General features: G+C 59.6%; 26 protein-coding genes and 2 riboswitches. Of the genes, 21 read left to right on the top strand and 5 right to left on the bottom strand.

Annotation, left to right across the window (positions count from 1 at the left end; translation table 11 throughout):
* Positions 1-107 precede the first annotated feature (107 nt).
* Positions 108-308, top strand: a riboswitch (cobalamin riboswitch).
* A gap of 172 nt (positions 309-480) precedes the next feature.
* The 4 genes from H4684_RS14280 to H4684_RS14265 are packed head-to-tail and all read left to right on the top strand — an operon-like array spanning position 481 to position 4,175.
* Entirely contained in the window at positions 481-1,494 is a 1,014-nt protein-coding gene (locus tag H4684_RS14280; protein WP_192624253.1) for a sirohydrochlorin cobaltochelatase, read from the top strand.
* On the top strand, positions 1,481-2,755 hold the full coding sequence (cbiM, locus tag H4684_RS21150; RefSeq protein WP_318779645.1) for a cobalt transporter CbiM: 1,275 nt from the start codon (positions 1,481-1,483) through the stop codon (positions 2,753-2,755). The genes H4684_RS14280 and cbiM overlap by 14 nt, the downstream gene beginning before the upstream one ends.
* The gene (locus tag H4684_RS14270) at positions 2,752-3,504 is read left to right on the top strand and encodes an energy-coupling factor transporter transmembrane component T family protein (RefSeq protein WP_192624252.1); all 753 of its coding nucleotides are present in this window, start codon (positions 2,752-2,754) and stop codon (positions 3,502-3,504) included. Before cbiM ends, H4684_RS14270 begins: the two co-directional genes overlap by 4 nt.
* Positions 3,495-4,175 carry an energy-coupling factor ABC transporter ATP-binding protein gene (locus tag H4684_RS14265; RefSeq protein ID WP_192624251.1) on the top strand — a complete coding sequence of 227 codons (681 nt, stop codon included), beginning with the start codon at positions 3,495-3,497 and terminating at the stop codon, positions 4,173-4,175. Before H4684_RS14270 ends, H4684_RS14265 begins: the two co-directional genes overlap by 10 nt.
* 98 nt (positions 4,176-4,273) lie before the next feature.
* Here the strand turns inward: H4684_RS14265 and H4684_RS14260 are convergent, their stop codons facing one another.
* From H4684_RS14260 to H4684_RS14250, 3 genes are all read right to left on the bottom strand, one after another.
* Positions 4,274-4,615 (bottom strand): GGDEF domain-containing protein, encoded by a 342-nt coding sequence (locus H4684_RS14260; RefSeq protein WP_192624250.1) that lies wholly within the window; start codon positions 4,613-4,615, stop codon positions 4,274-4,276.
* 117 nt (positions 4,616-4,732) lie between these two features.
* Positions 4,733-4,981: a hypothetical protein gene (locus H4684_RS14255; protein ID WP_192624249.1), complete on the bottom strand. Its 249-nt coding sequence runs from the start codon at positions 4,979-4,981 to the stop codon at positions 4,733-4,735.
* 74 nt (positions 4,982-5,055) lie between these two features.
* Complete coding sequence (locus H4684_RS14250) at positions 5,056-5,496, bottom strand: flavodoxin (protein WP_192624248.1); 441 nt, start codon at positions 5,494-5,496, stop codon at positions 5,056-5,058.
* 538 nt (positions 5,497-6,034) lie between these two features.
* On the opposite strand from H4684_RS14250, the gene H4684_RS14245 reads away from it, so the two are divergent.
* The 16 genes from H4684_RS14245 to H4684_RS14170 all read left to right on the top strand — a co-directional run bounded on the left by H4684_RS14245 (position 6,035) and on the right by H4684_RS14170 (position 22,374).
* Positions 6,035-6,256 carry a hypothetical protein gene (locus tag H4684_RS14245; RefSeq protein WP_225940447.1) on the top strand — a complete coding sequence of 74 codons (222 nt, stop codon included), beginning with the start codon at positions 6,035-6,037 and terminating at the stop codon, positions 6,254-6,256.
* A 390-nt stretch (positions 6,257-6,646) separates the two neighbouring features.
* Positions 6,647-6,731, top strand: a riboswitch (cyclic di-GMP riboswitch).
* Between the two features lie 95 nt (positions 6,732-6,826).
* Positions 6,827-7,903 (top strand): type II secretion system protein, encoded by a 1,077-nt coding sequence (locus tag H4684_RS14240; protein ID WP_192624247.1) that lies wholly within the window; start codon positions 6,827-6,829, stop codon positions 7,901-7,903.
* Positions 7,904-7,997: 94 nt separating this feature from the next.
* Positions 7,998-8,963: a type II secretion system protein gene (locus H4684_RS14235; protein WP_192624246.1), complete on the top strand. Its 966-nt coding sequence runs from the start codon at positions 7,998-8,000 to the stop codon at positions 8,961-8,963.
* Positions 8,963-10,978: a type II secretion system protein gene (locus H4684_RS14230; protein ID WP_192624245.1), complete on the top strand. Its 2,016-nt coding sequence runs from the start codon at positions 8,963-8,965 to the stop codon at positions 10,976-10,978. Before H4684_RS14235 ends, H4684_RS14230 begins: the two co-directional genes overlap by 1 nt.
* Before the next feature lie 12 nt (positions 10,979-10,990).
* Positions 10,991-12,553 (top strand): hypothetical protein, encoded by a 1,563-nt coding sequence (locus H4684_RS14225; protein WP_192624244.1) that lies wholly within the window; start codon positions 10,991-10,993, stop codon positions 12,551-12,553.
* 11 nt (positions 12,554-12,564) lie between these two features.
* On the top strand, positions 12,565-13,107 hold the full coding sequence (gene pilO / locus H4684_RS14220; RefSeq protein ID WP_225940453.1) for a type 4a pilus biogenesis protein PilO: 543 nt from the start codon (positions 12,565-12,567) through the stop codon (positions 13,105-13,107).
* 17 nt (positions 13,108-13,124) lie between these two features.
* Positions 13,125-13,508: a hypothetical protein gene (locus tag H4684_RS14215; protein WP_192624242.1), complete on the top strand. Its 384-nt coding sequence runs from the start codon at positions 13,125-13,127 to the stop codon at positions 13,506-13,508.
* The gene (locus H4684_RS14210) at positions 13,505-15,316 is read left to right on the top strand and encodes a type II secretion system protein GspD (RefSeq protein WP_192624241.1); all 1,812 of its coding nucleotides are present in this window, start codon (positions 13,505-13,507) and stop codon (positions 15,314-15,316) included. Before H4684_RS14215 ends, H4684_RS14210 begins: the two co-directional genes overlap by 4 nt.
* A complete protein-coding gene (locus tag H4684_RS14205) occupies positions 15,313-16,470 on the top strand; it encodes a type IV pilus twitching motility protein PilT (protein WP_192624240.1) in 1,158 nt (385 codons plus the stop codon). The genes H4684_RS14210 and H4684_RS14205 overlap by 4 nt, the downstream gene beginning before the upstream one ends.
* Positions 16,467-18,113, top strand: coding sequence for a GspE/PulE family protein (locus tag H4684_RS14200; RefSeq protein ID WP_192624239.1), 1,647 nt, complete (start codon positions 16,467-16,469; stop codon positions 18,111-18,113). The genes H4684_RS14205 and H4684_RS14200 overlap by 4 nt, the downstream gene beginning before the upstream one ends.
* A 10-nt stretch (positions 18,114-18,123) precedes the next feature.
* Positions 18,124-19,332, top strand: coding sequence for a type II secretion system F family protein (locus H4684_RS14195; RefSeq protein ID WP_192624238.1), 1,209 nt, complete (start codon positions 18,124-18,126; stop codon positions 19,330-19,332).
* Positions 19,333-19,367: 35 nt separating this feature from the next.
* Positions 19,368-20,246 carry a peptidylprolyl isomerase gene (locus H4684_RS14190; protein ID WP_192624237.1) on the top strand — a complete coding sequence of 293 codons (879 nt, stop codon included), beginning with the start codon at positions 19,368-19,370 and terminating at the stop codon, positions 20,244-20,246.
* On the top strand, positions 20,227-20,790 hold the full coding sequence (locus tag H4684_RS14185; protein WP_192624236.1) for a hypothetical protein: 564 nt from the start codon (positions 20,227-20,229) through the stop codon (positions 20,788-20,790). Before H4684_RS14190 ends, H4684_RS14185 begins: the two co-directional genes overlap by 20 nt.
* A 29-nt stretch (positions 20,791-20,819) precedes the next feature.
* The gene (locus H4684_RS14180) at positions 20,820-21,200 is read left to right on the top strand and encodes a type II secretion system protein GspG (RefSeq protein ID WP_192624235.1); all 381 of its coding nucleotides are present in this window, start codon (positions 20,820-20,822) and stop codon (positions 21,198-21,200) included.
* Positions 21,201-21,224: 24 nt separating this feature from the next.
* Positions 21,225-21,689 (top strand): hypothetical protein, encoded by a 465-nt coding sequence (locus H4684_RS14175; protein WP_192624234.1) that lies wholly within the window; start codon positions 21,225-21,227, stop codon positions 21,687-21,689.
* A gap of 241 nt (positions 21,690-21,930) precedes the next feature.
* Positions 21,931-22,374, top strand: a complete 444-nt coding sequence (locus H4684_RS14170) for an HAD family hydrolase (protein ID WP_192624233.1) — start codon at positions 21,931-21,933, stop codon at positions 22,372-22,374.
* 302 nt (positions 22,375-22,676) lie between these two features.
* On the opposite strand, the gene H4684_RS14165 is transcribed toward H4684_RS14170, so the two are convergent.
* Both H4684_RS14165 and H4684_RS14160 read right to left on the bottom strand, forming a co-directional pair.
* Positions 22,677-22,979, bottom strand: coding sequence for a hypothetical protein (locus H4684_RS14165; RefSeq protein WP_192624232.1), 303 nt, complete (start codon positions 22,977-22,979; stop codon positions 22,677-22,679).
* A gap of 74 nt (positions 22,980-23,053) precedes the next feature.
* Positions 23,054-23,494: a flavodoxin gene (locus tag H4684_RS14160; protein WP_192624231.1), complete on the bottom strand. Its 441-nt coding sequence runs from the start codon at positions 23,492-23,494 to the stop codon at positions 23,054-23,056.
* A 979-nt stretch (positions 23,495-24,473) separates the two neighbouring features.
* On the opposite strand from H4684_RS14160, the gene H4684_RS14155 reads away from it, so the two are divergent.
* Positions 24,474-24,827, top strand: coding sequence for a hypothetical protein (locus H4684_RS14155; RefSeq protein ID WP_192624230.1), 354 nt, complete (start codon positions 24,474-24,476; stop codon positions 24,825-24,827).
* Positions 24,828-25,079 lie beyond the last annotated feature (252 nt).

The following is a 25,079-nucleotide window of genomic DNA, read 5'->3' as shown; positions in this document are numbered from 1 at the left end:
ATAGGCGACCCTGCCGGCAAGCGGAAAACACTTTCCGCTTGCCGGATTTTCCCCTACCGGCTCCGCATCCGTCGCCACTGACGATTTGACATCCCGTATCACCGTAAGATAACGAATCAAGATCTGGTGCTCCGAACAGGAGCATAATAGGGAATCCGGTGTGAATCCGGAGCGGACCCGCCGCTGTAACCTCGGTCCTGCACACGCAGGGAAGCACAACGCCTCATTTACGCCACTGTCCTTCGCGGACGGGAAGGCGAGGCCAAGTCCGAGGGAGCCAGAAGACCTGCCAGACACTTTTCCCTAGGCAACGGGTCTTTGCCGACACGGGGAAGACGGCCCCGCCCCTCATCCTTGCGCGTGTCCTTCCTCCTCTTCAATCCGGCTTGTCCCGTTTCCCTGCAACCAAAAATTTGCTGGGAGTTCTATATGTCCCGCAATGACGTGGACATCTGATGATCTCAAAACGGACACCAACCCATGAACACACCCTTGCACTGCCACCCCCACAACCATGACGGGAGCGGGCATGACCACGGCCATGACCATCACGATCACGACCATAACCACCATCACGACCGTAACGACGACCATGACCACCATCATGATCACGGTCACGACCATGTCCGCCCCAAGCCCGTTCGACCGGGCATTCTCCTGGCCGCCTTCGGAGTCGCCATGGCCCAAGCTCGCAGGGGCTACGAACAGATGGAAGCCGAGGTCCGGGAACAGTTTCCCGGCATCCCCGTGGCTTGGGCCTACACGGCCCACAAGGTGCGCAAGAAACTGGCAGCCATGGGCCAGGGACACGATTCCGTGGCCGTGGCACTTTCGCGCCTGCATGACGACGGCGTGACGCACCTTGCTGTACAGTCCCTGCACACCGTGCCCGGGGTCGAGTACCACTGGACCCACTCCCAGGCCATGGCCTTCGTGCATCCCCGCAAGGGATTCCGGGAGATCGCGCTCGGTGCGCCGCTGCTGACCTCCGAGAAGGACCTTGATCGCGCCGCTCTAGCCTTGCAAAGCTACATTCCCGCCGAGCGCCTGCCGGATGAAGCCGTGGTCCTGGTGGGACATGGCACCTATCATCAAGGACAGCAGCGTTACCTTGACTTCGAGGCCCGCGTACGACTTCGCGACCCACACGTATTCCTCGGGGCCCTGATGAGCCGTTCCGGGGAAACCCTGGGCGTCTCGTCAATCATCTCACGCTTGCAAGAGGCCAACATCAGCCGTTGCAGGCTGCTGCCCTTCATGAGCGTACCCGGTCACCATGTGCTGGTGGACATCCTGGGCGAATCCCCCCGTTCCTGGAAGCACAGACTGCAGGCGGCGGGCATCGAGGTTCTGTCAGAACCCACGGGCACGCTGGAGCACTGCCCGTTCCGGGCGCTGTGGATGGATCACCTGCGCCATGCCTTTGCCTCGCTCCATCTGGAAAACAAGGCGGCTTCCAACCACGGACACGGAGAACACCATGCACATATCTGATGGCGCCCTGGCCGCGCCCGTACTCGTCGGAGGTGCCTGTCTGACCCTGGCAGGTGTCTGGATGGGGTTGCGCCGCCTTGACCTCGACAACATGATTACCACGGCCGTACTCACTTCCGTTTTCTTCGTCGGATCCCTCATCCATGTGCCCCTGGGCCCCAGCAGCGTGCACCTGCTGCTGAACGGTCTGGCAGGCTTGGTGCTCGGCTGGGCTGCTTTCCCCTGCATATTGGTGGCGCTCATCCTCCAGTCCGTACTGTTCCAGTTCGGGGGCCTGACCGTATTGGGGGTGAACACCCTCAATGTGGCCCTGCCCGCCGTGCTCTGCCACCTCTTCCTGCGGGGCTTCATGAGCAAGGGTGGCCGATACGCCGCCATAAGCGGCTTTATGAGCGGAGCCGGAGCCGTTCTGGGGACCGCGCTGATGGTGGCCATCTGCCTTGGTCTGAGCGACGAAGGCTTCCTGCCAACCGCCAAGATCGTGGTCCTGGCCCACCTGCCCGTCATGCTGATCGAAGGTATCATCACCATGTTCGCCGTGACCTTTCTTATCCGCACCCGCCCAGAGTTGCTGGGCATCCAAGCGGACATTCCGGCAAAACAGCCCGTGTCACCTTCCGGGTCAGGCATGCCGGTCCGTTCGCTCCTGCTGCTGGCCTGCTGTCTGGCTCTGCCGAGCGCGGCCGAGGCCCACAAATTCCTGGTGACCGCCTGGACCGAAGGCGATGTGCTGCTGGTGGAATCCGCCTTTGGCGACGGAAGCACCGGTGCCGGAGCCGAAGTCACGGTGAAGGATCTGGCCTCAGGCCAGGTATTGATGCAGGGCGTGGCGGACAAGGACGGCATGCTGAGCCTGCCGCTTACCAAGACGGTGCGTAAGGCCGAAAATGATCTTCAGGTCACAGCAGACGGGGGCCAGGGCCATATGGCGACCTGCTCGGTCCCGGCGGACGAATTCACACTGCCAAATTCAGCCTCCACGAAGCCTGGCGCGACGACGCCCCATGATAAAATCCGGCTGGACGACGCAGGGGACTCCCGCATGGATGCCGACCTCCTGGAACAATTGGTGCGCCAGGAAGTCGGCGCCGTGGTGCAGGAACAGCTGCAGCCCCTGCGACGCGAGCTGCGGGCCTTGCAGAAACAGGGTCCGAGCGTGGCCGACATCGTGGGCGGCATCGGCTGGATTCTGGGATTGGCCGGAGTGGCCGTGCTGGTGCGCAGGCCGAGTCGAGGCGCATCGCGCCCGCCCCAGGCATGATCAGCGAACCCTATCGACCGGGCCAGACCATGCTGCACCGGGTGGATGTCCGCATCAAGCTGATCGCAACCGGCGGGCTTGTCTGCGTTGCGTCCCTCCTGCACACGACGCAGGGCTCCTTGGCCGCGCTGGGCGTGGGTCTCTCCGCCCTGACCCTGGCCCGCGTCTCACCGGCGGAAGCAGCTCGACGGCTGGCTCCGGCCAATGGCCTGCTCCTGATGCTCGCGGCATCCCTGGCCCTGACCTACCCCGGTACAGCGTGGGAGCCATGGCCCATGGTACGCGTGGAGGGCGCGGTCCTGGGCCTGCGCATCGCCATCAAAAGCAACGCCGCCCTGTGTCTGCTCCTGGCCCTGTCGCGCACGAGCAGCGTGGCGGCCATGGCCCACGGGTTGCGTGGCCTTGGACTGCCCGAAAAGCTGGTCCTGCTGCTGGCCTTCTCCTACCGCCAGATTTTCGTCACCGCCGATGAATGGGAACGCCGCAGACAGGCTCTGGCCGCGCGCTGCTTCACGCCACGCATGTCCCTGCACACATGGCGCACCATCGCCATCCTTTTCGGCCAGACGCTGCTGGGCAGCCTGGACCGGGCGGAGCGTATCCGTGACGCCATGCGGGCGCGCTGCTTTGACGGAGTGTTCCATGTGCTGCAGGAGCCCAGCGGGAAGCGGACGGAGACCGTTGGCCTGGCCCTGACCGCCCTGCTCTGCGGGGTAGTACTGCTGGCTCTGGACCAGAAATGGATATGAAAGAAAGCCCCCTGCTGGCTCTGGAAAATGCCACCGTGCATTACCCTTCCAGCCCCTCCCCAGCCCTGGACGGCGTGGATGTTGCCCTGCATTCCGGCGAGCGAGTGTGTTTGACCGGAGACAACGGCAGCGGCAAGACCACCCTGTTGCTGGCGCTCATCGGGCTGCGCCCCCTGCGCTCAGGGCGGCTTCTCCATCATGGGCGGACGGTGGCAGACACGCGGGCGCTCTTCACCTTGCGCAAGGAGGCAGGCATTGTGTTCCAACATGCCGAAGACCAGCTTTTTTCCCCCACTGTGCTGGAAGATGTGGCTTTCGGGCCTCTGAACATCGGTCTCACCCCTCCCGCAGCCCGGCAAAGGGCTCTGGAAATCCTGGAGTCACTGGGCGTCGCCGTCCTGGCCGAGCGCATGACGCACACCCTCTCGGGAGGGCAAAAACGCATGGTGGCCCTGGCCACGGCTTTGGCCATGCGACCACGACTACTCATCCTCGATGAACCCACCAATGACCTCGACGCCAAAGGCCGCGCCGTCTTGGAGGACTATCTGCCGCGAAGCGGTCTGACTCTGCTGGTTGTTTCCCACGACGAACGCTTCCTCGACGCGCTGACCACACGGCGCATCCATCTAATGGAAGGCCGGATTACGGGCGGTTCCAAGGGACTTTAGCGGATAGCTTGCCAAAAAAGCTCTTGGCTATCGCTACGAGCGCTTCTGAAAAAGCTGTAATGGGGGCGGGAATATTGCCGGAAAGGTTCTCTGCAGGGTCAAAGAATCGGCGTCGCCCACACCCTGTTGCAACCCAGGCTCTTGGCCTGGTACAGAGCCCGCTCGCAGGCGGACAGGAGGCCGGCCTGATCGGAGCCCACTTCCAGGCTCCTGGTGGTAAGTCCGATGGAGACCGTGCAGCCGCATGCGTAGTCCGCCGCGAAGCGCTGGCGGATCCGCTCGCAGGCCAACATGCAGAAGGTGTACCCGATGCCACAGACAACGCCGAACACGTCGCGGCCGAAGCGAAAAGGGATGTCCACGGATTCACGCACCGAAAACAAAATGACCTTGCCCAGGAAGGCCCGGATCTGGTCCCCGGTCTCCTGGCAGTGGGTCATGTTGAAATCTCAGACCTCTGCCAATTTCACACAATACTGCTGTCACGATCTCTCCCTGATCCGCGCAATCCAAGAGCGCTCCGCAAGAATCGTCCGCCGGGCGGACCTTGCTGTCCGTCAGGAAACCTCGCGCAGACGCTCCGCTTCATGGCCCTGACGGGCACGACGTTCGGCGCATTTGCACGTCACGCACTTCCCGTCGCACCCGCAACCGTGCCCTTCTTCCTTGCCATCCCTTGCGACCGGCGACGATGCCTTGACGTCGACCCAATGCTTAGACCCCATGCGCCCGCTGGCGGATTTCTTCAGTTTCTGCATGTCCTGCACCGAAAACAGTTCGGATCCGTTATCAAGCTTGAAACACATACGTCCTCCCGCCGCGCTCGAAGGCACGGTCCAGAGCGCCCCGTCGGGATCATTCCGGCGGGGCGCGTGATTGACTACATCATGCGCATGACCTCGGCGGCCCATTCCTCGACCGTCGAAGCTTCTGGATCTCCGTCGATCTTGAGGGAGCCCACGATGACCGTTGCCCCCAGCGCCTCCGCCTTCTTCTCGATGACGTCCACGGCCCCGCAAAAATGCGTGTAGGACGAGTCCCCGCACCCGAAGACCGCAACCTTCTTGCCGGTAAGCCCGACCTTTTCCATGTTGTCGAAAATGTCCACGAAGTCGTCCTGCAGCTCGATGTCCTCGTCGCCCCAGGTCGAGCAACCCATGATCACCGTGTCGTAACCCTCGGCCAATCCGGCCGGAGACACGTCGGCGGCGTTCTTGACCTCGGTCGGGATGCCGTTCTTGTTCAGAATCTTAAGGATGTCGTCCGCCACCCCTTCGGTGTTGCCCGTGGTGGAACCAAAAACAATCAAAGCCTTGGCCATGGATATCTCCTTGCCTGATTTAAAGTTTGAATTGACTAACATCTTCTCTACAGAAACACCTGCCCTCACGACTAACGCTGGGAGCCATATTTTCGCAAAACCTTACGGCTTCAATCGTCAGGACACTGAGCAGGGAGAATCGAAAAACAATGCCCTGCCTCAACCAAATGCCAAAGCCGCAGTGCACGGAACGCCGGAACAACATATAATATTGCGAAACAAACATGTAGGGTATCCCGTCTAGGGATAAGCGCAAAAAAGCAAGACACTCCAACCCGACATTAAAATGATGGGCATTCTCTCAGGGCCCAATGAAATAGCAAACAATGGCCTGTAGCGTTAGAAATTTGGCTTCCAGAGTTAGTAATGTCTAAAAAATATCCCTAAATACTGAACTCACGGACGCCGGGGAAAAGGCCCGAGCCCAAGACGGGCCGCCCCGGTGTATACCGAAAAAATTCAATTTTTCAGCAATATACAGAACAGCTCCCAAAAGGCCGTGAATCTTAATAATAACTATATACGGTGAAATCAAAAAGTGACTGACATTGACAAGTTCATACCATCGAATCTCGGACCCGAACACGACAAGGTTCTGCAGAAACTTTTCACCGTCTATCGCGACCTGTTCCGGCACGACGGTTACGGAACCCTGCATCTGGAGATGCGTTTCCTCAAAAAAGGCCAGAAGGAAGTGCTCATCAATTGCGGCAAGGAGTACCGGTTCGTAATCAACTATCCAGGAGTGCTCGAGCAGTAAAATTTTCACTCGCTACCTCCACACTCCTCAAAACGCGGCAGTCCTCCCCCTCGGGGCAGGGGGAGGACTTGAGAATAAGGACCGGATTTGAAATCCGACAGCAAGCCTTGAACGTACCATGATCAACCTGCTTCGAACCGCCTTCCCTGACCGGCAGTCCCGGAAGGCGGTTCGAAAAGGGTTCTAAATCAATACATTCGATTTAAAAAATTTGACCACAACAACCTTGAAAATGCCACGATCAACCTGTTTCGAACCGCCCTCCCCTGCCTGGAGCTTGCGGTGAGCGATCTGAAAAAGGTCCTTTGGGGCAAGAGACTATAAGGAGGTGAATCAAAGACACGCGCACATATCATTCTGTCATGGCGAGGAGCCTGAAGGATGGAATTTCCGCACCATAGCCAAACTCCGGGCAACCGGAGGACGGAAAGTCACGGATCCCCAGGCGGGTGCTGGGGATGGCTGGGCCGCCGGAAATACATGGCACAGAGGTACATGCATCAGGCGGGACAGACCCTGCGGCGGGGTTGTGCGCACGAAACGGAAAACAGTTCAAGGGAGATTTTTTTCATGCACGCAAGCATCGCCAAGAAATTGGCCAAAAAAATGAAACGGCAAGCAGGCTTCACGCTGCTCGAAATCCTGGTCGTCCTGACCATCATGGGCTTTTTGATTGCCATGGTCGCGCCGCGGTTGGCGGGTATTTCGGGTGACGCGGTAGATACGGTTTGCGATAGCAACCAGAACCGCATGGTGTCTATGATGAGCGGATATTTTGAGAAGACTAGTCGCTTTCCCAATAAGCTGACCAACTTGGTGGAAGAAATCGGTGCCAACACCTACCAGCTTCCAGCCGTTTCTGATGACGATCCAGATAATGGGCCTGAAACTTTGGCATCTGAATTTATGGACCGCAATCATTTTCGCATGCACTACCTCAATGCTCGTGAAGCTGCGGAACTGAAAACCTTGGGAATCGTCAGCGTTCTTAATCTGAACGCATATGATGCCATGGACGACGACAACGGTGCTGTTAAATCTGGCTTCACCCAGGCTGATGACTTGGGCTATACATACGTAGCCGCTAATGCTCGTAATGCAAGTATGGATTCCGTCCTGATTGACAGCGGCATCGCCGTGGCCATGGTTGGCATGGGGGCTGAAGATAATGCCGACGATCCGACTTTCGACGTTCATACAGACGAACGCAATTGGGGCGAGCCTGACTGGTTCGGGCGCATCGTCCTGGGATTTGGACCAGAAAACGGATTGGTCACCTCCGGCATTGTCGCCAATGCAGCTCATTGCCCCGGCGGTATCCAGAACACCGACAACGTGACTTACAACGACTACAACATCGTACTTCCGCGCTTGGAGGCAACTGCTGAAAGGATCGAAACCGGCACATTAACCGACTTTACGGCTACTCCCAGCAAGTTGGTCGCTGTTGCATATGATGACGAGCCTGCAGCGGATTACGTTATCGCCACCAACGGCGACAACCTGAAAGTTCGTACCTTCGACATCACCACGGCACAGCCCAAATGGCAGTACGCCACCCAGTGCCCGGAAGGCCACATGTTCCCGGCTGACGACGAAGAATTCTGGGGCATCGACATCGCTGGTACTGTTGGAAACATCGACTAAACATCTTATCTGACCTCTGGTTGACATCCGGCGGGGAGATCCTCTCCCCGCCCTTTTTCTTCACCCGTCATTCTTTTCAAGGACCCGCGCATTCATGTCCAGATCACCCCAGCCACATTATTTCCGCCAGCGCGGCTTCACCCTCATGGAGCTGCTGGTAGTGCTGGTCATTCTGGGCTTTGTCATCGCAATGGTCGCCCCGCGCCTGGCCGGGATCGGGAGCGAGGCCCTGGCCACAGTCACCCGCACCAACATGGCAGCCCTCATCGGACTGGTCACTGCGGATCTTCAAAAAAACGGCAAATACCCAACGGGCATGATCAATATCGTTTCCGTAGATAAAAATACGGGGGCCTACCACAAGCCCATGGTCTCGGACCAGGACCCGGAAACCGGATACGAAGTCCTCGGTCACAGGATGGACCAACGCCACCGTCTGCACATCCATCATCTGAGCGAGGCTGAAGCCTTAGAACTGCGCGGCAGGGGCGTACTGCACGTCTACAACTATAATTCTCCTTATGACCGCGACGTGGCCACCCGCTCTCCCAACATGCAACCCGTGGCTGCCAATGTGGCCGTGCTCATGACCGGAGGCGGGGACAACGCCACGGGCAGCATTACCGCCGATTTGACTGAGCAAGATCGCGATCACCCTGAAACCCTTTTTCGCATGGTCTTCGGGCTGGGTTCGGAAACCTCCCTGATCAAGAACGGACAGGTCCACGGCGCGCCCACTTGCCCGGAAAGCGGCCAGGACCCCATCAACTACGAGTGGAAATGGTACAGCCTGCTCCTGCCCCGACTCAAGGCCACGGCACAGCGGCTACGCCTCGACAATCCCCTGGGCACAAGCTCCAATGGCACCATTACAGCCTACGCCGCCGAAGGCGTTTTGCCTGGTGCAGCACTGACCACGGCGGCTCGCCGCACCCTGGACGCCTACGAGGCTCAGCACCCGGCCTTTTTCGCCATTCTGGACAGTGAGGGCCTCATTCACCCCTCCGTGGACATGACCGGCTGGGGTATCGACTTCAACGCCGACGGAGACATCAACTGATGCGCCGCCCGGCCATACATCTTTTTTTCACTGCCCCACGCGGCTTCACCCTACTGGAAGTGCTGGTGGTGCTGACAATCCTCGGCTTCCTGGCGGCCATGATGGTCCCGGCCGTGGGCATGCTCGACGACATGGAACGCGAGCGCCGCACCCGCGAGCGCATGGACCAGATCCGCGACGCCATCCTTGGCCCCGAGGGCCGCTTCGACGAGCAGGGCCGCCCCATCATCGGCGGCTACGTGGGCGACATGCGGGAGTGGCCGGACCTGTGGGAAGCGCGGGCCGAGATCAAGCCCAATGTTCTGGGTGTCGACTGGTCCGTCCCGGCCACCCTGTCCGGCAAAAACGTGGGCCAGGGCCCTGAATACCGGATGGACCCGACTCTGGTATTCTATCGTCCTTCGGGTCGTTTCGCTGGTGATCGATGGGTCTGGAACCAGCCCTACCGCAAGCTCATCGACGACAAAGACAAATACGACGACCACATCGGCGGCCCGGAAACGGAAAACGAAGGCCAACCGCGTGGTCTATGGACCCGGTATGTCGAAGATCTTCCTGTCGACCTTCCCGAACACCCCGGACACCCCGCGCCCGGCGAAGTGCTCGGCGACGGTTGGAAAGGGCCGTACCTGACCCCGCCCCAGGAAGGAAAACCCGCCGACTCCGACCACTGGGCCACGGACGACGACATGTACGCCAATCTTCAGCCACGCTGGGAAGTCACCAACGCGACCTGGGAAGACGGTGACTACACACCCTCAGACGGTGAACTGGGAGAATTCTATGATGACAAGGAATCGTTCCGCCTCCTGCAGACGGCCGACCGCCTGGCCGACGGCTGGGACCGGGCCTTGCGCTTCTTCATCACCGCCGATCCCGACAGCCCCGGGCACACCCTTTTCTGGATTCTGTCCGAAGGCCCGGACAGAGAGGGTTTCTACCCGACCAAAGGCGAATGCTCGTCCTTTCACTGGACCATAAACGCCGACGACATCATGTCCAAAGCCTATGACCCGGACCACCCCAAGAACCGCGACAACATCGTCATGAAGCTCCACTCCCGCGACTGGAAAGCCATCTTTGACGCCGAAGACTCCCGCAAAACCAGGGAGACCGAAGAACTGTTGGACCGCATCCGCCGCGCCCTGATCGGCGAAGGCCTGCTTGGGCTCAACACCGGCTACACCGGCGACATGACCGCCTGGCCGGAGCTTTTCCGCTGGGACGACAAAGACACGGCAACCGATCCTTCCGACGATTTCTGGAACAACGCCGACGACTCGGACACCCCCTACACCACGGGCCAACCACGCGGCCTGTGGACCGACAAACCGGGCTTGGCCGACGATGACCTTAACGCCACCCGCTTTGGACTTGGCTGGCGGCACCCCTATATCGGAGCTCCCTTTAAGGCAGGCGCGGACAACGTGCTGCGCGACGCTTGGGGCCGGGAATTCCTCTTTTTCAAGGATGACACCAACGACGCCATGCTGGTCCTGTCACGCGGGTTCGACGGACAGTTCGACTTCGGCAGCAACAACGGCACCGACCCTACGATTCTCACGGAAGCCTTTGACGTGGATGACTACGATGCCTTGCTCAACGATAACAAGGACAACCGCCACCTCATCGTGAGCGGCACACAGTGGCGGCAGGGCTTTTTCGAACTGCAACGCTTCACAGTCATCAATGCCGATACCACGACCAAAGCCCGCTTTCTCGCCTCCACCCAGGCTCCCGTGGCCGGTGTGGACATCCTTGAAGCTGCCATCGCTGGCGACTGGGCCGCAGGCAACGCCACCAGCCCGCCTGTCTTCGCCTACTCCGATTTTTCGGCAACCAATGCCACCACCGGCGGGCGTTGCCTGATCTTCTGGAACGACACCGACGGAGACGACGAACCCGAGGCGAGCGAGAGCGGAACTATCCTACTCTTCCCCGTCACGGCCGCTCCCGGCAGTGGGCAAAAAACGGCCCTGACCGTGGACACCGACGACTTTGGCCTCTTGCCTTAAGGATATGAACTGATGCGTTTTCCCAAGATGCCGCGCCCGTGGCGGGCGAGTTCCTCCAAGAAAGGATCAAGCAGCGGCGGTTTTCGTCTTCCCTCGCCCGGCAGGCGCATCCTGGCCGTGGAGATGGCCGGCGACGACATCCGCGCCGCCGTGGTCCGCCGCCAGGGCCGGGGCTTCGAAATCATCGACTACGCGTCCCTGAAGCGCCCCGACACCCACGAAGACCTGCCCGACGTGGCCAGCCTCAAGGCCCTGGCCGAACGCCTGGGCGTGAGCGGCGGTGCGGCCATTCTCGTCTCGCCCCTGGCCCGGGCCTTCGAACTGCTCATGGACCGGGCCAAGATCAGGGGCATGAAAGCCTACCAGTTGCGCGAGGCCGTGAAGTGGGAAGTGGAGCCGTACACGGGCATAAACGGCGTCACGGCCCTCATCGCCGTGGAACGAAAACCCGAACTCAAAGCCAAGCCCGGCGACATCGTCTACGAGGACGACGACCAGACCACGGTGAACGTGGCCGCCATCGAACGCAACGTGTACCGGGCCGTGCGGGAGCGCTTCAAGGTGGCGGGCTTTCGCCTGACGCGCATCTATCCGCCCGAAGCCTGCTTCTACTACGTCCTGCACATGGACGGCCGCGACACCCCTCGGGCCGTGCTGGAGGTAGGACAGGACTATTCGAATTTCGCGGTCCTGAGCGGCGGCATCCCCCAGCAGATCAACACGCTGAGCCTCAGCCAGGAGTCCATTGCTGCCCATGTTTCAGGAGAGCTCGTTTCCCAGGACCTGGTCGACACCATGCGCTTCACGGTGCGGCAGGTGCCCCAGCCCGAACCCCTGATTCTTTCGGGTCTGGGAGCCACGGACAGGGACATCGTCGACTTCATCTCCGAATTCTGCCCCAATGGCGCGATGCCCCTGGATCTGCCTCGCTCGGCCGGACTGGCTGACGCCAAGGGAGACCCCTCCCACGCCGTATACGGCACTGTGGTCGGCGCGGCCATGCGCGAATTGCATGGCGCGGGCGCGCGTCAAGCCGGCATCGACGACAGCGTGCCCCTCTCCGTGCGTATCCGACAGAGCGCCTACCTCGTGCCCGTGGCCATCACAGGCATTTTGGTCCTGAGCCTGACCGGGCACTACGCCTTCATGAGATACCAGGAACAGGACTACAAGGCGCAAATCGCCATCTACGAAACCGACCTCAAAAAGAGAAAGGCCGAGATAGCCACCTACGAGGGGCTCCTCGCCGAGAAGGACAAGCTGGGCAAGGAAGTGGAGCAAGCCGGAAAACGGCTGCACTACATGGAAACCCAGGCCGATCAGGAAATGAACAGATTCATCGAATTCTTCCGGGACATGGGGCAGGACATGCCCGAACACATTGTCCTCAAATCCTTTGCCCAGGCGGATAAAAGCGCCTTCAAGCTCACGGGCAGCGCTTTTGATCTGGAGGCGCTGGGATCCTACGCTGCCAAATTACAGGAGCGGGGCTGGTGCGACTCGGCCGTGATCGACAAAATCACGGCCGGGGTCGGACGGCTGGAATTCGAGATGACCGTCAACATCAAGGGGTGAATGCCGTGAGCATGAAGAAACTGTCCCAGTTCGAAAAGTACGGCATCATGGCCGCCATCATCATCGCCTGTACCTTCTTCTACATGAAGAAGGTCTACGAACCCCAGGAAAAGGAGTTCAAAAAGACCGTGGCGGCCCTGAACAAGGTCGTCGGAGAGGTCAACGGGCTGAAGCAAATCCCGCCCCTGATCCAGGTCAAACATGAACTGGAAAACGCCAAGAAGGACCTTGAGGAAGTGAACAAAAGGCTCAAGGGCACCCTCATGCACACCGGAGAGGCCAGGGAGGTCACCCACATGCTGCGTCAGATCAACGAGCATGTGGCGGCAAGCGGACTGAAGGTAGTGTCCCTAACTCCGGGAGGGCGCAAATCGGACACCCTGCTGCAACTGGAATGGAACCTCTTCCAGCTCAGCCTGTCCGGCTCCTTTCACGGCTTTCTGCAGTTGCTGGAGTCGCTGCGAAACATGCCCGACGCCATCAGGGTCGACGAGGTAGCACTTACGGCCGGTAACGGCGAATTTCTGGAAATCACCTTCAATCTCATGATCTGAACATGCAGAGGTTTTACATGCACAAGATAATCGCGGCCCTGCTCCTGGCACTTCTGCTCCAATCGGCTCCGGCCAGGGCGGATAACGCCCAGCGCGACCCGTTCAGGCAAACCGAGGCCATCACCAATCCCTACCAGTATGCCCAGGCCATTCAGCAAGTGGTGGTCATGGGCATCGTCATGGCGGGCAAGGTTGAACGGGTCATCGTCCAGATAAACGGCTACGATGAACTGGCGGTGTTCAAGGGCGGGGACACCATCGCCGTGAACTTCCAGGGTTTGCCCCACGAGTTCAAGATCATGAAGGTCACCCCCCGCAGCATTAGCTTCGAGGCCGGGCCAAAACACTCCAAAAAAGGTGAAGATCCCGAGACCTTCTCCTATGAGGTCTTCCTGCTATGAGCAGCTCCGTGCGACTTGCGATTCTGTGCGCGACAATGCTGCTGCTCGCCGGATGCGCCGGAATGAAGGAAAAAATCGCCCCAAAGGGCGGCCCCACCTTCAAAACCGCCGGGAACCAGGGCTTCCTCTCCGCCGAGGCGCTGCCCCTGCTGGAGGATTCCGGCCCCATCGTGCGCGTCATCAAGGGGCAACCCGTTGATGATGTGGAGACGACCCTGCGCGACATGACGGCCCAGGCCAACGCTCCCCTGCGCGGAGGCATGGACGCCCATATCGGATCCCTCATGCTTCGCGGCGTGCACGTAAGGGCCATCGCCGAACTGCTGACCGACATCTGCGGCTACAACGTGGTGGCCACCAACACCGTGGCCGCAAGTCCCGTCAACATCTTTCTGCAGAACATCAGCCTGCGCGAGGCCCTGAACGCCATCTGCCGCCTGAACAACCTGTGGTACCGTGAAGGCCAGGGCATCATCACCCTCATGACCCGCGAGGAATACGTGCAGGACATCCAGGCCCGACAGAGCGACCAGACCCGGGCCTTCTACGTGCGCTACACCAATGCGGCGGACATGGCCAAGCTGATCAAGGCATCCATGGGCGAGGAAGTACACTTGGCGGTGATCGAGGACGAGAAGATCTACGGCCACATCGACCCCGAAAAAGCGGCCGTGATCAACCAGAACAGCGGCGGCTCCCCGACCCTGTCCGTGGACGCGGGCAAAGGTGACGGACAGGACGTACCCCTGCTCGAACCGGCCACCACCGGAGCCAGAATGGGAGGAAGCGGATCGGCTGGCGCCAAGCCGACCATGGCCATCCTGACGGTCTTCAAGCGCAACAACTGCATCGTGGCCCGCTCCCTGGACGGGGGGCTCCTGAACGAGATGGGCCGCATCATCGAGGCCCTGGACACGCCCACCAGCCAGGTGCTTTTGGAAATCAGGATTTTGCAACTGACGCTAGGCGACGGGTTCGAAAGCTTCTTCGACGTGAACTGGGATGTAATCTCGGGCAGCGGCATCATGGGCGATTATGCCGCGACTCTGGGCCTAGGTGGCAGCACGTCCATGGGTTCCAACACTCTGAACTTTTTATTCAACTCTGAAAAATTATACGCGCGTCTGGCTCTGTATGAGAACGCGGGCCGAGCCGAGATCATCTCCACACCATTCCTGATGACGGCCAACAACAGCAAGGTCGAATTCTTCGTCGGCGAGGAGACGCCCCTGCGCGACGACGTGACCACCAAGACCGTGGCCGTGGGCGACCAGGGCGACACCATCACCACCTTTCAGGTCAACATCATCCGCGAGGAGCTCGGCACGGACGTGGAGATGACCACTTTCATCAACGCCGACAGCACCGTGACCATGGAGTTCGAGGCCGAAATCTCCGCGCCCATCCTCAACTACAGCAGCATCTCCGTGGTCAACGAGAAAAGCGGTGAGGTGCTGGAGTTCCCACTGGACGGCAAGAGCAAGAGCGAACTCAAATCCATCCTCTCGGCCAGGTCCGGGCAGACCATCGCCATCGGCGGCATCATCCGCGAGTCCCTGGACTACAACACCAACAAGGTGCCGGGCCTGGGGGATGTCCCGGGCCTGGGCCTGCTGTTCAGCGAAATCAAGAACACCAAGAAGAAGACCGAAACCGTGATCCTGCTCACTCCGCACGTCATCATGCACCCGGCCCAGGCCGAGGCCGTATCCAGAGAATTCATGCGCCGCAAGAGCTCCCACGAGCAGATCACCGAGGGCAAGGAGAACATCCTCGAACCAGAAACCAGCAAGACAGGCCAGCCATGACCCTGTGCCCCATCCCTCCCGTGACCGAGCAGAGGCCCTGCGACATGACGGCGCTGTTCCGCGAAACCGTGCGCCGCAAGGCCTCTGATCTGCACATCACGGCCAACATGCCGCCCATTTTCCGCATCAAGGGGGAACTGCAACGGGCTGGCTGCGATCCGTACAGTCCAGCTGACATCGAGATTCTGGTGGGCCAAATGCTCACCGCCCGGCACGCCCAGGTCTTGAAAGACAAGCGTTCCGTGGATTTTGCGGTCAGCGCCAGCGAAGGCCGCTTCCGAATCGCCGTGTACTACCAGCGCGGCGCCATGAGCGTAGCCGCCCGCCTCCTGCATGCGGGGATCCCATCCTTCGAGAGCCTCGGCCTGCCCGGAGCCATCGCCGAACTGACGAGACTGCGCGACGGACTGATCCTGGTCACGGGTGTAACCGGCTCGGGCAAGTCCACCACCCTGGCTACAGTCCTAGATGACATCAACGCCACCTCACGGCGCAACATCATCACCATCGAGGACCCCATCGAGTACGTCTACCAGAACAACCTGAGCATCATCCACCAGCGCGAACTGCACTCCGACGTGCCGACCTTCGCCGACGCCCTGCGCGACGCCCTTCGCGCCGACCCGGACGTCCTGCTGGTGGGCGAAATGCGGGACCTGGAGACCATGCGCACGGCCATCATGGCCGCCGAGACCGGGCACCTGGTCTTCTCCACCCTGCACTCCCGCGACTGCGTCTCGACCATCAACCGTCTGGTCGGCGCGTTCCCGGCGGGCGAGCAGGCCCAGATCCGCCAGCAGCTTTCCTCGACGCTCAAAGCCGTGATCTCGCAACGTCTGCTGCCCAACGCCTCGGGCACGGGACGCATTCCGGCCGTGGAGATCATGGTCTCCACCCCCGGCATCTCCAACCTCATCCGTCAGGGCAAGGACGACATGATCTACTCCTCCATCGAAACGGGCATGCAGCTCGGCATGCAGACCATGGAGCAGTGCCTGATCCGGCTTATAACCGAAGGCAAGATCGGCATGGAGACAGGGCTGTCCGCTGCCCGCAACGAAAACCTGCTCCGTCAGCGCCTCTCGGCCCGCCGTCTGGCCGCCGGACCGGAACCCGTGAAGGCTCCCGAGTACAAGAGGTGTTTTTCGAGATGACCCGACTCGAACGCTTCGGCGAATTTCTGATCGAAAAGGGAGCAATCCGACGCGATGACCTGACCCGACTCCTTGCGGCACAGCGCATGGTCAGGGAAAAGATCGGCACCATAGCCGTACGCGAAGGGCTCCTCAGTGACGACCAGTTGACCGAATATCTGGGCGAGTTCCTGGGCATCCCCCTGTTCAAAAGTTCCGTGGACACCATCGAAAAGGGCGTGACCCTGGCCATTCCCAAGCAGCTCTCCCTCAAGGCTGGCGTGCTGCCCGTAGGCTCCGGCCCGGGTGGCGAACTGCTCCTGGCCTGCAGCGGACCTCTGCCCCAAGCCATGCTACAGACCATCTCACGCCTGGCCAAGCGTCAGATCCGGTTGGTCCTGACCTCGCCCAACCGGCTGCGCAAGATGCAGAACATGTTCTTCAGCCGCGACTTCGACACCTCCATCAAGCTGAACACCAGGGTGGAGATCGACGACTCGGGTTTTGTCATCGAGATGCTGGAAAAGCTTATGGTCCGGGCCATCAACATGGGTGCCTCGGACATTCATATTGAGCCGGAGAGGGACGCCCTCATCGTGCGCTTCCGTGTGGACGGAATGCTGCTGAGGACCGAGGAACTCCCCTATGACCTGGCAAACAGGCTCATTTCGCGCATCAAGGTCATGGGCGGCATGGACATCGCTGAGCGGCGCAAGCCCCAGGACGGCTCCTTTGCCTTCACCCCCCAAAGTCTGGACCTGACCATCGACGGAGTGAATGTACGCGCCAACATTCTACCCGTGGTCAACGGGGAAAAGGGAGTGCTGCGCCTGCTCCCGCCCCACGACGAGATCATCGATCTGGATGGGCTGGGCATGGAACCCGAGATGCTCGACCTTTTCAAAAAACTCCTGCGCACGCCCTACGGCATCGTGCTGGTCACCGGCCCCACGGGCTCCGGCAAATCCACCACCCTGTACGGCTCCCTGCAGCTGCTGCGCTCGGAGACCACCAACATCACCACCATCGAAGACCCTGTGGAACTTACCGTACGCGGGGTCAACCAGACCCAGGTCGACGCCGGGGAAAAGCTGTCCTTCGCCGACGCCCTGCGCGCCATCCTGCGCCAGGACCCGGACATCATCATGGTCGGCGAGATCCGCGACAGCGAGACCTTGCGCATCGCCCTGCGCGCCGCCGTCACGGGCCATCTGGTCCTCTCCACACTGCACACCAACGACGCGCCGAGCGCCTTCAGCCGCATGATCGACATGGGCGCCGAGCCCTTCCTGGTGGCGGCCTCGGTACGGGCCGTGCTGGCCCAGCGCCTGGTGCGCAAGGTCTGCAAGGAATGCGGGGAGGAGGTCATGATCACTTCGGCCGAGATGCGCATGCTCGGCCTTGACGGCGAGCCTTTTCCCATCCGGCGCGGCACGGGCTGCGCGCATTGCCACCTCGGCTACCGGGGGCGCATGGGCATCTACGAACTGCTGGAGGTGGACACGAGTCTCAAAGATCACATCATGGCCGCGGCCACGCCCGAGACCCTGCGCGATGCGGCCATCGAGCGCAAAGGCTTCCGCACCCTGCGCGAGGACGGCATCGCCAAGCTCCGCGCCGGACTGACCACCCCCGAAGAAATCATGCGCGTGACCATCGAGTAGGAAAGGGATCATGCCACAATTCAAATACAGCGGATTTAACGCCAAGGGCGACAGGGCCAGGGGAGTGGTGCAGGCCTCGGACCTGGGCGCCGCCGCCGAACGCCTGCGCGCCCAGGGGATCATGATCACGGACGTGGCCGAGACCCAGGCGGGCGGTTCTCCCAGCGCCGGGGACGCGCTGGCCATGCTCGGCCGGGTGGGCACCAAGGACATCGTACTCTTCTTCCGCATGTTTTCGGCGCTGATGGCCTCCCAGGTGACGGTGACCGAATCCATCGAAATCCTCCACGAGCAGACCGAAAACAGAAAACTCAAAAGCGTGCTGGAGAAGGTGCGCCGGAAAATCGAAGGCGGTGAGCCCTTGAGTTCGGCCATGGCAGAGCACCCCCGTGTTTTTCCCATCGTGGCCGTGAACATGATCCGCGCCGGTGAACTCGGCGGCATCCTCGACGTGGTCCTGGAGCGCATCTCCGAATACCTGGAGGCCAGGGCGGCCCTGCGCTCCAAGATGATCATCAGCATGATCTACCCGGCGGTGGTGGTCGTCGTCTCTGTGGTCGTAGTCGTGTTCCTGGTGGTTTTCGTCATCCCAAAGTTCGCCATCCTGCTGGGCGGAGCCAAGCTGCCCGCCAACACCCAGTTCCTGCTCGACACGGCCGACTTCCTGACCAAAAACGCCATGACCATCATCGCCACCACGGCCGCAGCTGCCCTGGGCTTCGCGCTCATGCTGACCATCCCCGCCTCGCGACTGATCTATGACAGGTACAAAATCCATATCCCGGTCCTGGGCCCAATTTTCCGCTTCGGGGTCATCGTGCAGTTCTCCAAGACCCTGGCCGCGCTGCTCGAGAGCGGCATCACCCTGGTCGACGCCCTGCGGGCCGCGTCCGAAACCGTGACCAACGAAGCGGCGCGGGCGCAGATCCAGCACATGAACAACAAGGTCGTGGCCGGTGAAACCCTGTCCTCGGCTTTTGCAAGCGACCGTTTTTTCACGCCCATGGTCAAGGCCATGGTCAAGATCGGCGAGCACTCGGGGCTCATGGACCAGGCCATGCACACCGTGGGACAGCTGCACGAAAAGATCCTGCAGGACAAGATCTCGCGCATGACGGCCATGATCGAGCCCATGCTCATCATCGTCCTGGGCGGGGTGGTCGGCTACGTGGCCTGGGGACTCGTGGCCGGAATGCTGGCCATGTACGGTGCAAATTAACGGGGACGATTCCCGCAACCATAACGGAGAGAAACATGAAGAATCTAGCGCTCGTGATATTGTGCCTGCTTTTCCTGGCAGGCTGCAACCAGACCAAGAACGACAACGCCGTGGTCACCTTTGACGGCGGCAGCCTGACCCTGGAGGATCTCAAGGCTCATCAGGCCATCATGAAGAAGAGTTCCCGGTTCAACAAGGACCCCGACAGGATCACCCCGGAGTTCGTCTACGAACACGCCGTGAACATGGAGATGATCATCGCCAAGGCCCTAAAGGAGAAGCTGCATCAGGATCCGCGCATCCGGGCCGAAATTCATGAGTTCATGTCCGATCTTTTCCTGAAGGTCATGCAGGACCACCTGGTACCCCAGCTCGACCGCGATTCCCTGACTGAAGAGGAAGTTCGGGCCTATTTCGACGCCAACATCGCCAGCTACATCCCACCGACCCAATACGGCGTGCGTGTCATCGAGAATCCCGACAAGAACGTGCTCAAAACTGTGCGGGAACGTATCCTGGCTGGCGAGGAGAGCTTCGAGACAGCGGCCCAGGAGTTGTCAACCCACAACTCCACACGCGAGGACGGAGGCTACGCAGGCAAGCGGGCCATCACCAGCTACCGCCCTGACTGGCGCGCGGCCATCGAGAATCTGGAAATCAACTCGATATCCGAACCCGTGCGCATCAAGAACGACTGGTACCTGTTCCAGGTCACGGACAAGACCTCCTTCGAAGCCCCGGACTTCGAGGAAAAGAAGGCCTATGTCCGCAACGACCTGCTCTATTCCAAGTACCGCGAAGCCTGGGAGCAGGTCTATACGCAACTCAAGAGTGAGCACAAGCTCAAGGTCGACGAGCACAAACTGCAGCATTTCTTGAACCCGGAGGACGGTCATGACCACAAGCACGGCTAAGACAAACATGATTTTATGGATAGTCGCGTGCACCGTGATCCTGACTGCAGGACAGGCCCTTGCGCACAGCACGGCGGACCGGGTCAAGGTTGAACTGAAGGAAGACCGCCCCGCCATCGACGACGTGGCCTATTTCGTCGAGTCCTACGTGCACCGCCTCCTTTACAGCGACAACACCCCTGCCACCGAGAACCGCTTCGTGGTCAAGGAATTCGTTGCCGTTGAACAGGAAGGCGATACGGCCCTGGTCCGCTTCATCACCCTGGACAAGAAGGGCAACAAATCCTTCGAGGACAGCATGCGCATCCAGCGCGGCGCCGGAGGAATCTGGCGGCACCAGCCGAAGGACGGCGGCGAACCTGTTGATATCTATACCTATGTGACCAAGACCAGATACTATTGGGAAACAAGCTGGAAACGCATCGCCATCATCCTCGGAGTGCTGTCCTGCCTGTCGCCGGTGGCCCTGTGGCATGTGAAACGGGAGGAACGCAAGGCTCAGGCAAGAGCCGTCCGTCAGGCGCAAGCAACGAGCAATGCGTAAACACCCATAAGACTCGATGAGGCCCATTCATGGTTGATATCATCAGGCGGCTCCTCGTGGCGGGCCTTGCCATTGGCGTCATCGGCGGAAATGCTGACGAATTCACCAGATTCTACGACGAAACCGTTGAGAGCGCGCGCCATTTGGCCACCGCCGCCGACCTACGCAGCATTGGCACCATGCTCGACTACCAGCTCATGAAGACGGGCCGCTATCCAGAGCAGGACGACTTCATGAGCTGGATGAAGGCCAATTTCAAGGAAAGCCCAACCGACAAGCTGGGGTACGATCATTGGAACACTCTGTTGATTTACACCTCAAGCGAGGACCGCAAACGTTTCATGCTCTCAAGCGCCGGACCCGATGGCCTTCCCAACACTCTTGACGACCTGCGCATCACGGGACCCTGAATCTGTTGCGCAATGGAGTACCCCATGAATTCCACTCTTGAACAGACGTGCGACACGAACTGCCGCTGCCTCGTAAAACGCATCCTGCGGCGGCAGCTCTTCATCGACAAGAAGTTCCAATTGACCATGGCTGGAAACATGCTGCTCATGGCCCTGGTCTGCATGCTGGTCACCGCCATGGCCACCAGCTGGTTCTACATCTATTTCCTGAACGACCGCCTGTGGGCGGATACCGACAGCATGTTCTGGACCAAGGCGGGAATCATCGCGGCCTTCATGCTGGCCGGCGTCGTCATCTGGACCGTTGCACGCACCCATTCCATCGCGGGCCCGGTCTGCAAGATCCGTAGGACTCTGCAAGACGCCGCGCAAGGAAACTTCCCCGCTCAGCCCGTGCGCTTCCGCAAGGGTGACGCCTTCCAGGAACTGGCCGAGGATGTGAACAGATGCCTTGATATCATGAAACAAAACTCCGCCCGCCGGGACTGACCCCAGGCCAAACAAGGATAAATCATTTCCGGAAAAGATAACGCGGCGCATCGGGGCCGCCCAAAATGAAGCACCGGCAAGGTCTTGCGGAAAAGCCTTACAGAAGCGCCGAACGCCAGAAAATTCCGGGGAAATGCCGGTTTTCCCAAATGCAAAGAAATCGTGAACACGGAGTAGACACGTGGCGGCCCCAAACACTGACCACCTCCCTCTTTCGCGAAACACGGCACCCGGGAGCATCATGATCACCTCTCCTGGCGTGCCCGCCATCCGCAAACAGCACCCGCGCGTGGTTCATAAACTGCCGCGCCGTATCCGGCTCAAGGGCGGGGTGCTGCGTCACGGGTTGCTTGACTTCGATTATCTGGAAGCGCACCTGGGCTCCCTGCTCGGCGTGATTGGCGTACGCAGGGAACTGACGCCCGAGGACAAGGCACGCGTGGTCTGCCAACTAAAAGCAGAAGGATACAACGTGGCCGTGGTCGGCGATGGGGTCAACGACGCCCCGGCCCTGATCAGCGCGGACCTCGGCATCTGCATGGCCCACGACGGCGACCTTGCCAGGGCCTCGGCCCAGGCCGTCATCCTGAACGACGATCTGCGCGCCCTGTGCACGGCCCGGCACATCAAAAAACCCGGGCTCACAAACCTCTCCGCTGGACGGCCCTTGGAGGGAAGAATCTGACCCGCGTAGTCGATGGCCACCTCTCGCTAGCCATGTGATTTTTTCGCGCGGAGGGCTTGAGCTTCTTGACGAGGGCCGAATTCCTTCCAAAAAGGAACACGCACTCTGTCGTTAAATCCGCCTGAAAAAACGAGAAATGCGTACCGTAACAAGGCCTTGACCACTGCGATCGTGCATGACAGTTCCCCACAATGTCGAACACAGCATCATCTCCTCCAACCGTTTCAAAACCGGTCATCTCCGGACAGGGAACCATAGGCACGCTTTTCTCCGTAGGCATCGTGCTGACCATGATCCTCGTTCTACCTGCCGGTCCTCATGTCGGCCCATACAACGCACTGGCCACGATTTTTGCCAGCATCGTGCTCGAAGCCCTGCCATTCATGCTTTTCGGCGCATTTACACGTCACGCATTTCCCGTTGCACCCGCAATTTTCGTCGCACCCGCAACCGTGCCCTTCTTCCTTGCCATCCCTTGCGACCGGCGACGATGCCTTGACGTCGACCCAATGCTTAGACCCCATGCGCCCGCTGGCGGATTTCTTCAGTTTTTGCATGTCCTGCACCGAAAACAGCTCGGATCCGTTATCAAGCTTGAAACACATACGTCCTCCTCGCCGCACTCAAGGGCACGGCCTAGAACGCCCCGTTGGACGCGGTCCGACGGGGCGCGTGATCACTACATCATGCGCATGACTTCGGCGGCCCATTCCTCGACTGCCGAGGCTTCAGGATCTCCGTCTATCTTGAAGGAACCAACGATGATGTTGGCCCCCAGAGACTCGGCCTTCTTCTCGATGACGTCCACGGCCCCGCAAAAATGCGTGTAGGACGAGTCCCCGCACCCGAAGACCGCAACCTTCTTGCCGGTAAGCCCGACCTTTTCCATGTTGTCGAAAATGTCCATGAAGTCGTCCTGCAGCTCGATGTCCTCGTCGCCCCAGGTCGAGCAACCCATGATCACCGTGTCGTAACCCTCGGCCAATCCGGCCGGAGACACGTCGGCGGCGTTCTTGACCTCGGTCGGGATGCCGTTCTTGTTCAGAATCTTGAGGATGTCGTCCGCCACACCTTCGGTGTTGCCCGTGGTGGAACCAAAAACAATCAAAGCCTTGGCCATGGATATCTCCTTGCCTGATTTAAAGTTTGAAATGACTAACATCTTCTCTATAGAAATACCTGCCCACACGACTAACGCTGGGAGCCATATTTTCGCAAAACCTTGCGGCTTCAATCGTCAGGACACTGAGCAGGGAGAATCGAAAAACAATGCCCTGTCTCAACCAAATGCCAAAGCCGCAGTGCACGGAACGCCGGAACAACATATAATATTGCGAAACAAACATGTAGGGTATCCCGTCTAGGGATAAGCGCAAAAAAGCAAGACACTCCAACCCGACATTGAAATGATGGGCATTCTCTCCGGGCCCAATAAAATAGCAAACAATGGCCTGTAGCGTTAGAAATTTGGCTTCCAGAGTTAGTAATGTCTAAACAATATCCCTAAATACTGGACTCACGGACGCCGGGGGAAGGGCCCGGGCCCAGGTCGGGCCTCCCCGGTGCATACCGAATAAGGTTTAATTTCCGGAGCCATTCCGGACAGATTCGTAAAGGCCCAGACATCAAAGGCAAAACTTCAACCGGTGAAATCGAAAAGTGACTGACATCGTCAAGTCTACACCAACAAATCTCGGACCCAAACACGACAAGGTGCTGCAGAAGCTTATCCCGGAGTGCCGGAACAATAAAATTTCACTCGCTACCTCCAAACTCCTCAATATGCGCCAGTCCTCCCCCGGAGCAGGGGGAGGACGCGTGAGAGGGAGGTCCGGACATCAAATCCAGCAGCAAGCCCTGAAAACGCCATGATCAACCTGCTTCGAACCGCCCTCCCTGACCGGCAGTCCCGGAGGGCGGTTCGAAAAGGGTTCTATACCCTGCCTGGCCGGACGAATGCATTTCCCCACTAAACCTTGAAAACGCCCAAGGCCGCCTTTGCCCGGTCGTTCCAAGACTTCGCCAGCTCTCCACCCTGATCCAAGATTGCACGCAGTGGTGGCGGCCGGTTTTGCCGCTCCGCCCCTGACGGCGACTTTTTGGCGATTCTGGTCGGATTACCTGGCATCGTGGACGGCATCAGACTCCTGAGCACGCTCGGCTTCACCGCAAAATATCTCGATCCCGTGAGCGCCGGGCTACGTCTTGTGGGCGATGCGGCAATTTCCGGCTTGCTGGTGGAAAGCGGTCACATCCGTATCCAGGCAGACAAGGTATGGGCTGCAGGCGATTTCCCCCTATGTCATCGGGTCGCGGATTTGTGTGCGGGAAATGGTGCTGGAAAAGGAAAGAGGGCTTACGAGTCATTAACTCATAAGCCTTTGATTTATTTGGTGCGCATGCAAGAATCGAACTTGCGGCCTTTAGCTCCGGAGGCTATCAATTTTTACTGATGGATATTATTAATCTTTTCCAAACATTAATATTTATTACATAATTTTGACCATATAGGTAGTTAAACTTTTTGATTGCTTTTGATTCTTTATTGTTTATTTTTGCCTTCGGTGTGTGGAATGGTGTGTGGAATGGTGTGTGGAAGTGTGTGTGGAGTGGACTGCCTTAAGGATGACGGACACGGCTTGAGAGGTTATCTTCCGCTCATGAGGAGACACACATGGGAAGATCAGCCAAGTATTCAAAAGAAT

Origin of the sequence: Desulfomicrobium macestii, from assembly GCF_014873765.1 — a bacterium.
In the GTDB taxonomy this organism is placed as follows: Bacteria; Desulfobacterota; Desulfovibrionia; order Desulfovibrionales; family Desulfomicrobiaceae; genus Desulfomicrobium; species Desulfomicrobium macestii.
Note: the sequence above shows the minus strand (reverse complement) of the source record. Positions and strands in the feature narration are given on the sequence as shown.

Coding starts and splice junctions, on each gene's coding strand:
- H4684_RS14280 (WP_192624253.1), top strand. CDS start 481: ATGAACACACCCTTGCACTGCCACCCCCACAACCATGACGGGAGCGGG.
- cbiM (WP_318779645.1), top strand. CDS start 1,481: ATGCACATATCTGATGGCGCCCTGGCCGCGCCCGTACTCGTCGGAGGT.
- H4684_RS14270 (WP_192624252.1), top strand. CDS start 2,752: ATGATCAGCGAACCCTATCGACCGGGCCAGACCATGCTGCACCGGGTG.
- H4684_RS14265 (WP_192624251.1), top strand. CDS start 3,495: ATGGATATGAAAGAAAGCCCCCTGCTGGCTCTGGAAAATGCCACCGTG.
- H4684_RS14260 (WP_192624250.1), bottom strand. CDS start 4,615: ATGACCCACTGCCAGGAGACCGGGGACCAGATCCGGGCCTTCCTGGGC.
- H4684_RS14255 (WP_192624249.1), bottom strand. CDS start 4,981: ATGTGTTTCAAGCTTGATAACGGATCCGAACTGTTTTCGGTGCAGGAC.
- H4684_RS14250 (WP_192624248.1), bottom strand. CDS start 5,496: ATGGCCAAGGCTTTGATTGTTTTTGGTTCCACCACGGGCAACACCGAA.
- H4684_RS14240 (WP_192624247.1), top strand. CDS start 6,827: ATGCACGCAAGCATCGCCAAGAAATTGGCCAAAAAAATGAAACGGCAA.
- H4684_RS14235 (WP_192624246.1), top strand. CDS start 7,998: ATGTCCAGATCACCCCAGCCACATTATTTCCGCCAGCGCGGCTTCACC.
- H4684_RS14230 (WP_192624245.1), top strand. CDS start 8,963: ATGCGCCGCCCGGCCATACATCTTTTTTTCACTGCCCCACGCGGCTTC.
- H4684_RS14225 (WP_192624244.1), top strand. CDS start 10,991: ATGCGTTTTCCCAAGATGCCGCGCCCGTGGCGGGCGAGTTCCTCCAAG.
- pilO (WP_225940453.1), top strand. CDS start 12,565: ATGAAGAAACTGTCCCAGTTCGAAAAGTACGGCATCATGGCCGCCATC.
- H4684_RS14215 (WP_192624242.1), top strand. CDS start 13,125: ATGCACAAGATAATCGCGGCCCTGCTCCTGGCACTTCTGCTCCAATCG.
- H4684_RS14210 (WP_192624241.1), top strand. CDS start 13,505: ATGAGCAGCTCCGTGCGACTTGCGATTCTGTGCGCGACAATGCTGCTG.
- H4684_RS14205 (WP_192624240.1), top strand. CDS start 15,313: ATGACCCTGTGCCCCATCCCTCCCGTGACCGAGCAGAGGCCCTGCGAC.
- H4684_RS14200 (WP_192624239.1), top strand. CDS start 16,467: ATGACCCGACTCGAACGCTTCGGCGAATTTCTGATCGAAAAGGGAGCA.
- H4684_RS14195 (WP_192624238.1), top strand. CDS start 18,124: ATGCCACAATTCAAATACAGCGGATTTAACGCCAAGGGCGACAGGGCC.
- H4684_RS14190 (WP_192624237.1), top strand. CDS start 19,368: ATGAAGAATCTAGCGCTCGTGATATTGTGCCTGCTTTTCCTGGCAGGC.
- H4684_RS14185 (WP_192624236.1), top strand. CDS start 20,227: ATGACCACAAGCACGGCTAAGACAAACATGATTTTATGGATAGTCGCG.
- H4684_RS14180 (WP_192624235.1), top strand. CDS start 20,820: ATGGTTGATATCATCAGGCGGCTCCTCGTGGCGGGCCTTGCCATTGGC.
- H4684_RS14175 (WP_192624234.1), top strand. CDS start 21,225: ATGAATTCCACTCTTGAACAGACGTGCGACACGAACTGCCGCTGCCTC.
- H4684_RS14170 (WP_192624233.1), top strand. CDS start 21,931: ATGATCACCTCTCCTGGCGTGCCCGCCATCCGCAAACAGCACCCGCGC.
- H4684_RS14165 (WP_192624232.1), bottom strand. CDS start 22,979: ATGTGTTTCAAGCTTGATAACGGATCCGAGCTGTTTTCGGTGCAGGAC.
- H4684_RS14160 (WP_192624231.1), bottom strand. CDS start 23,494: ATGGCCAAGGCTTTGATTGTTTTTGGTTCCACCACGGGCAACACCGAA.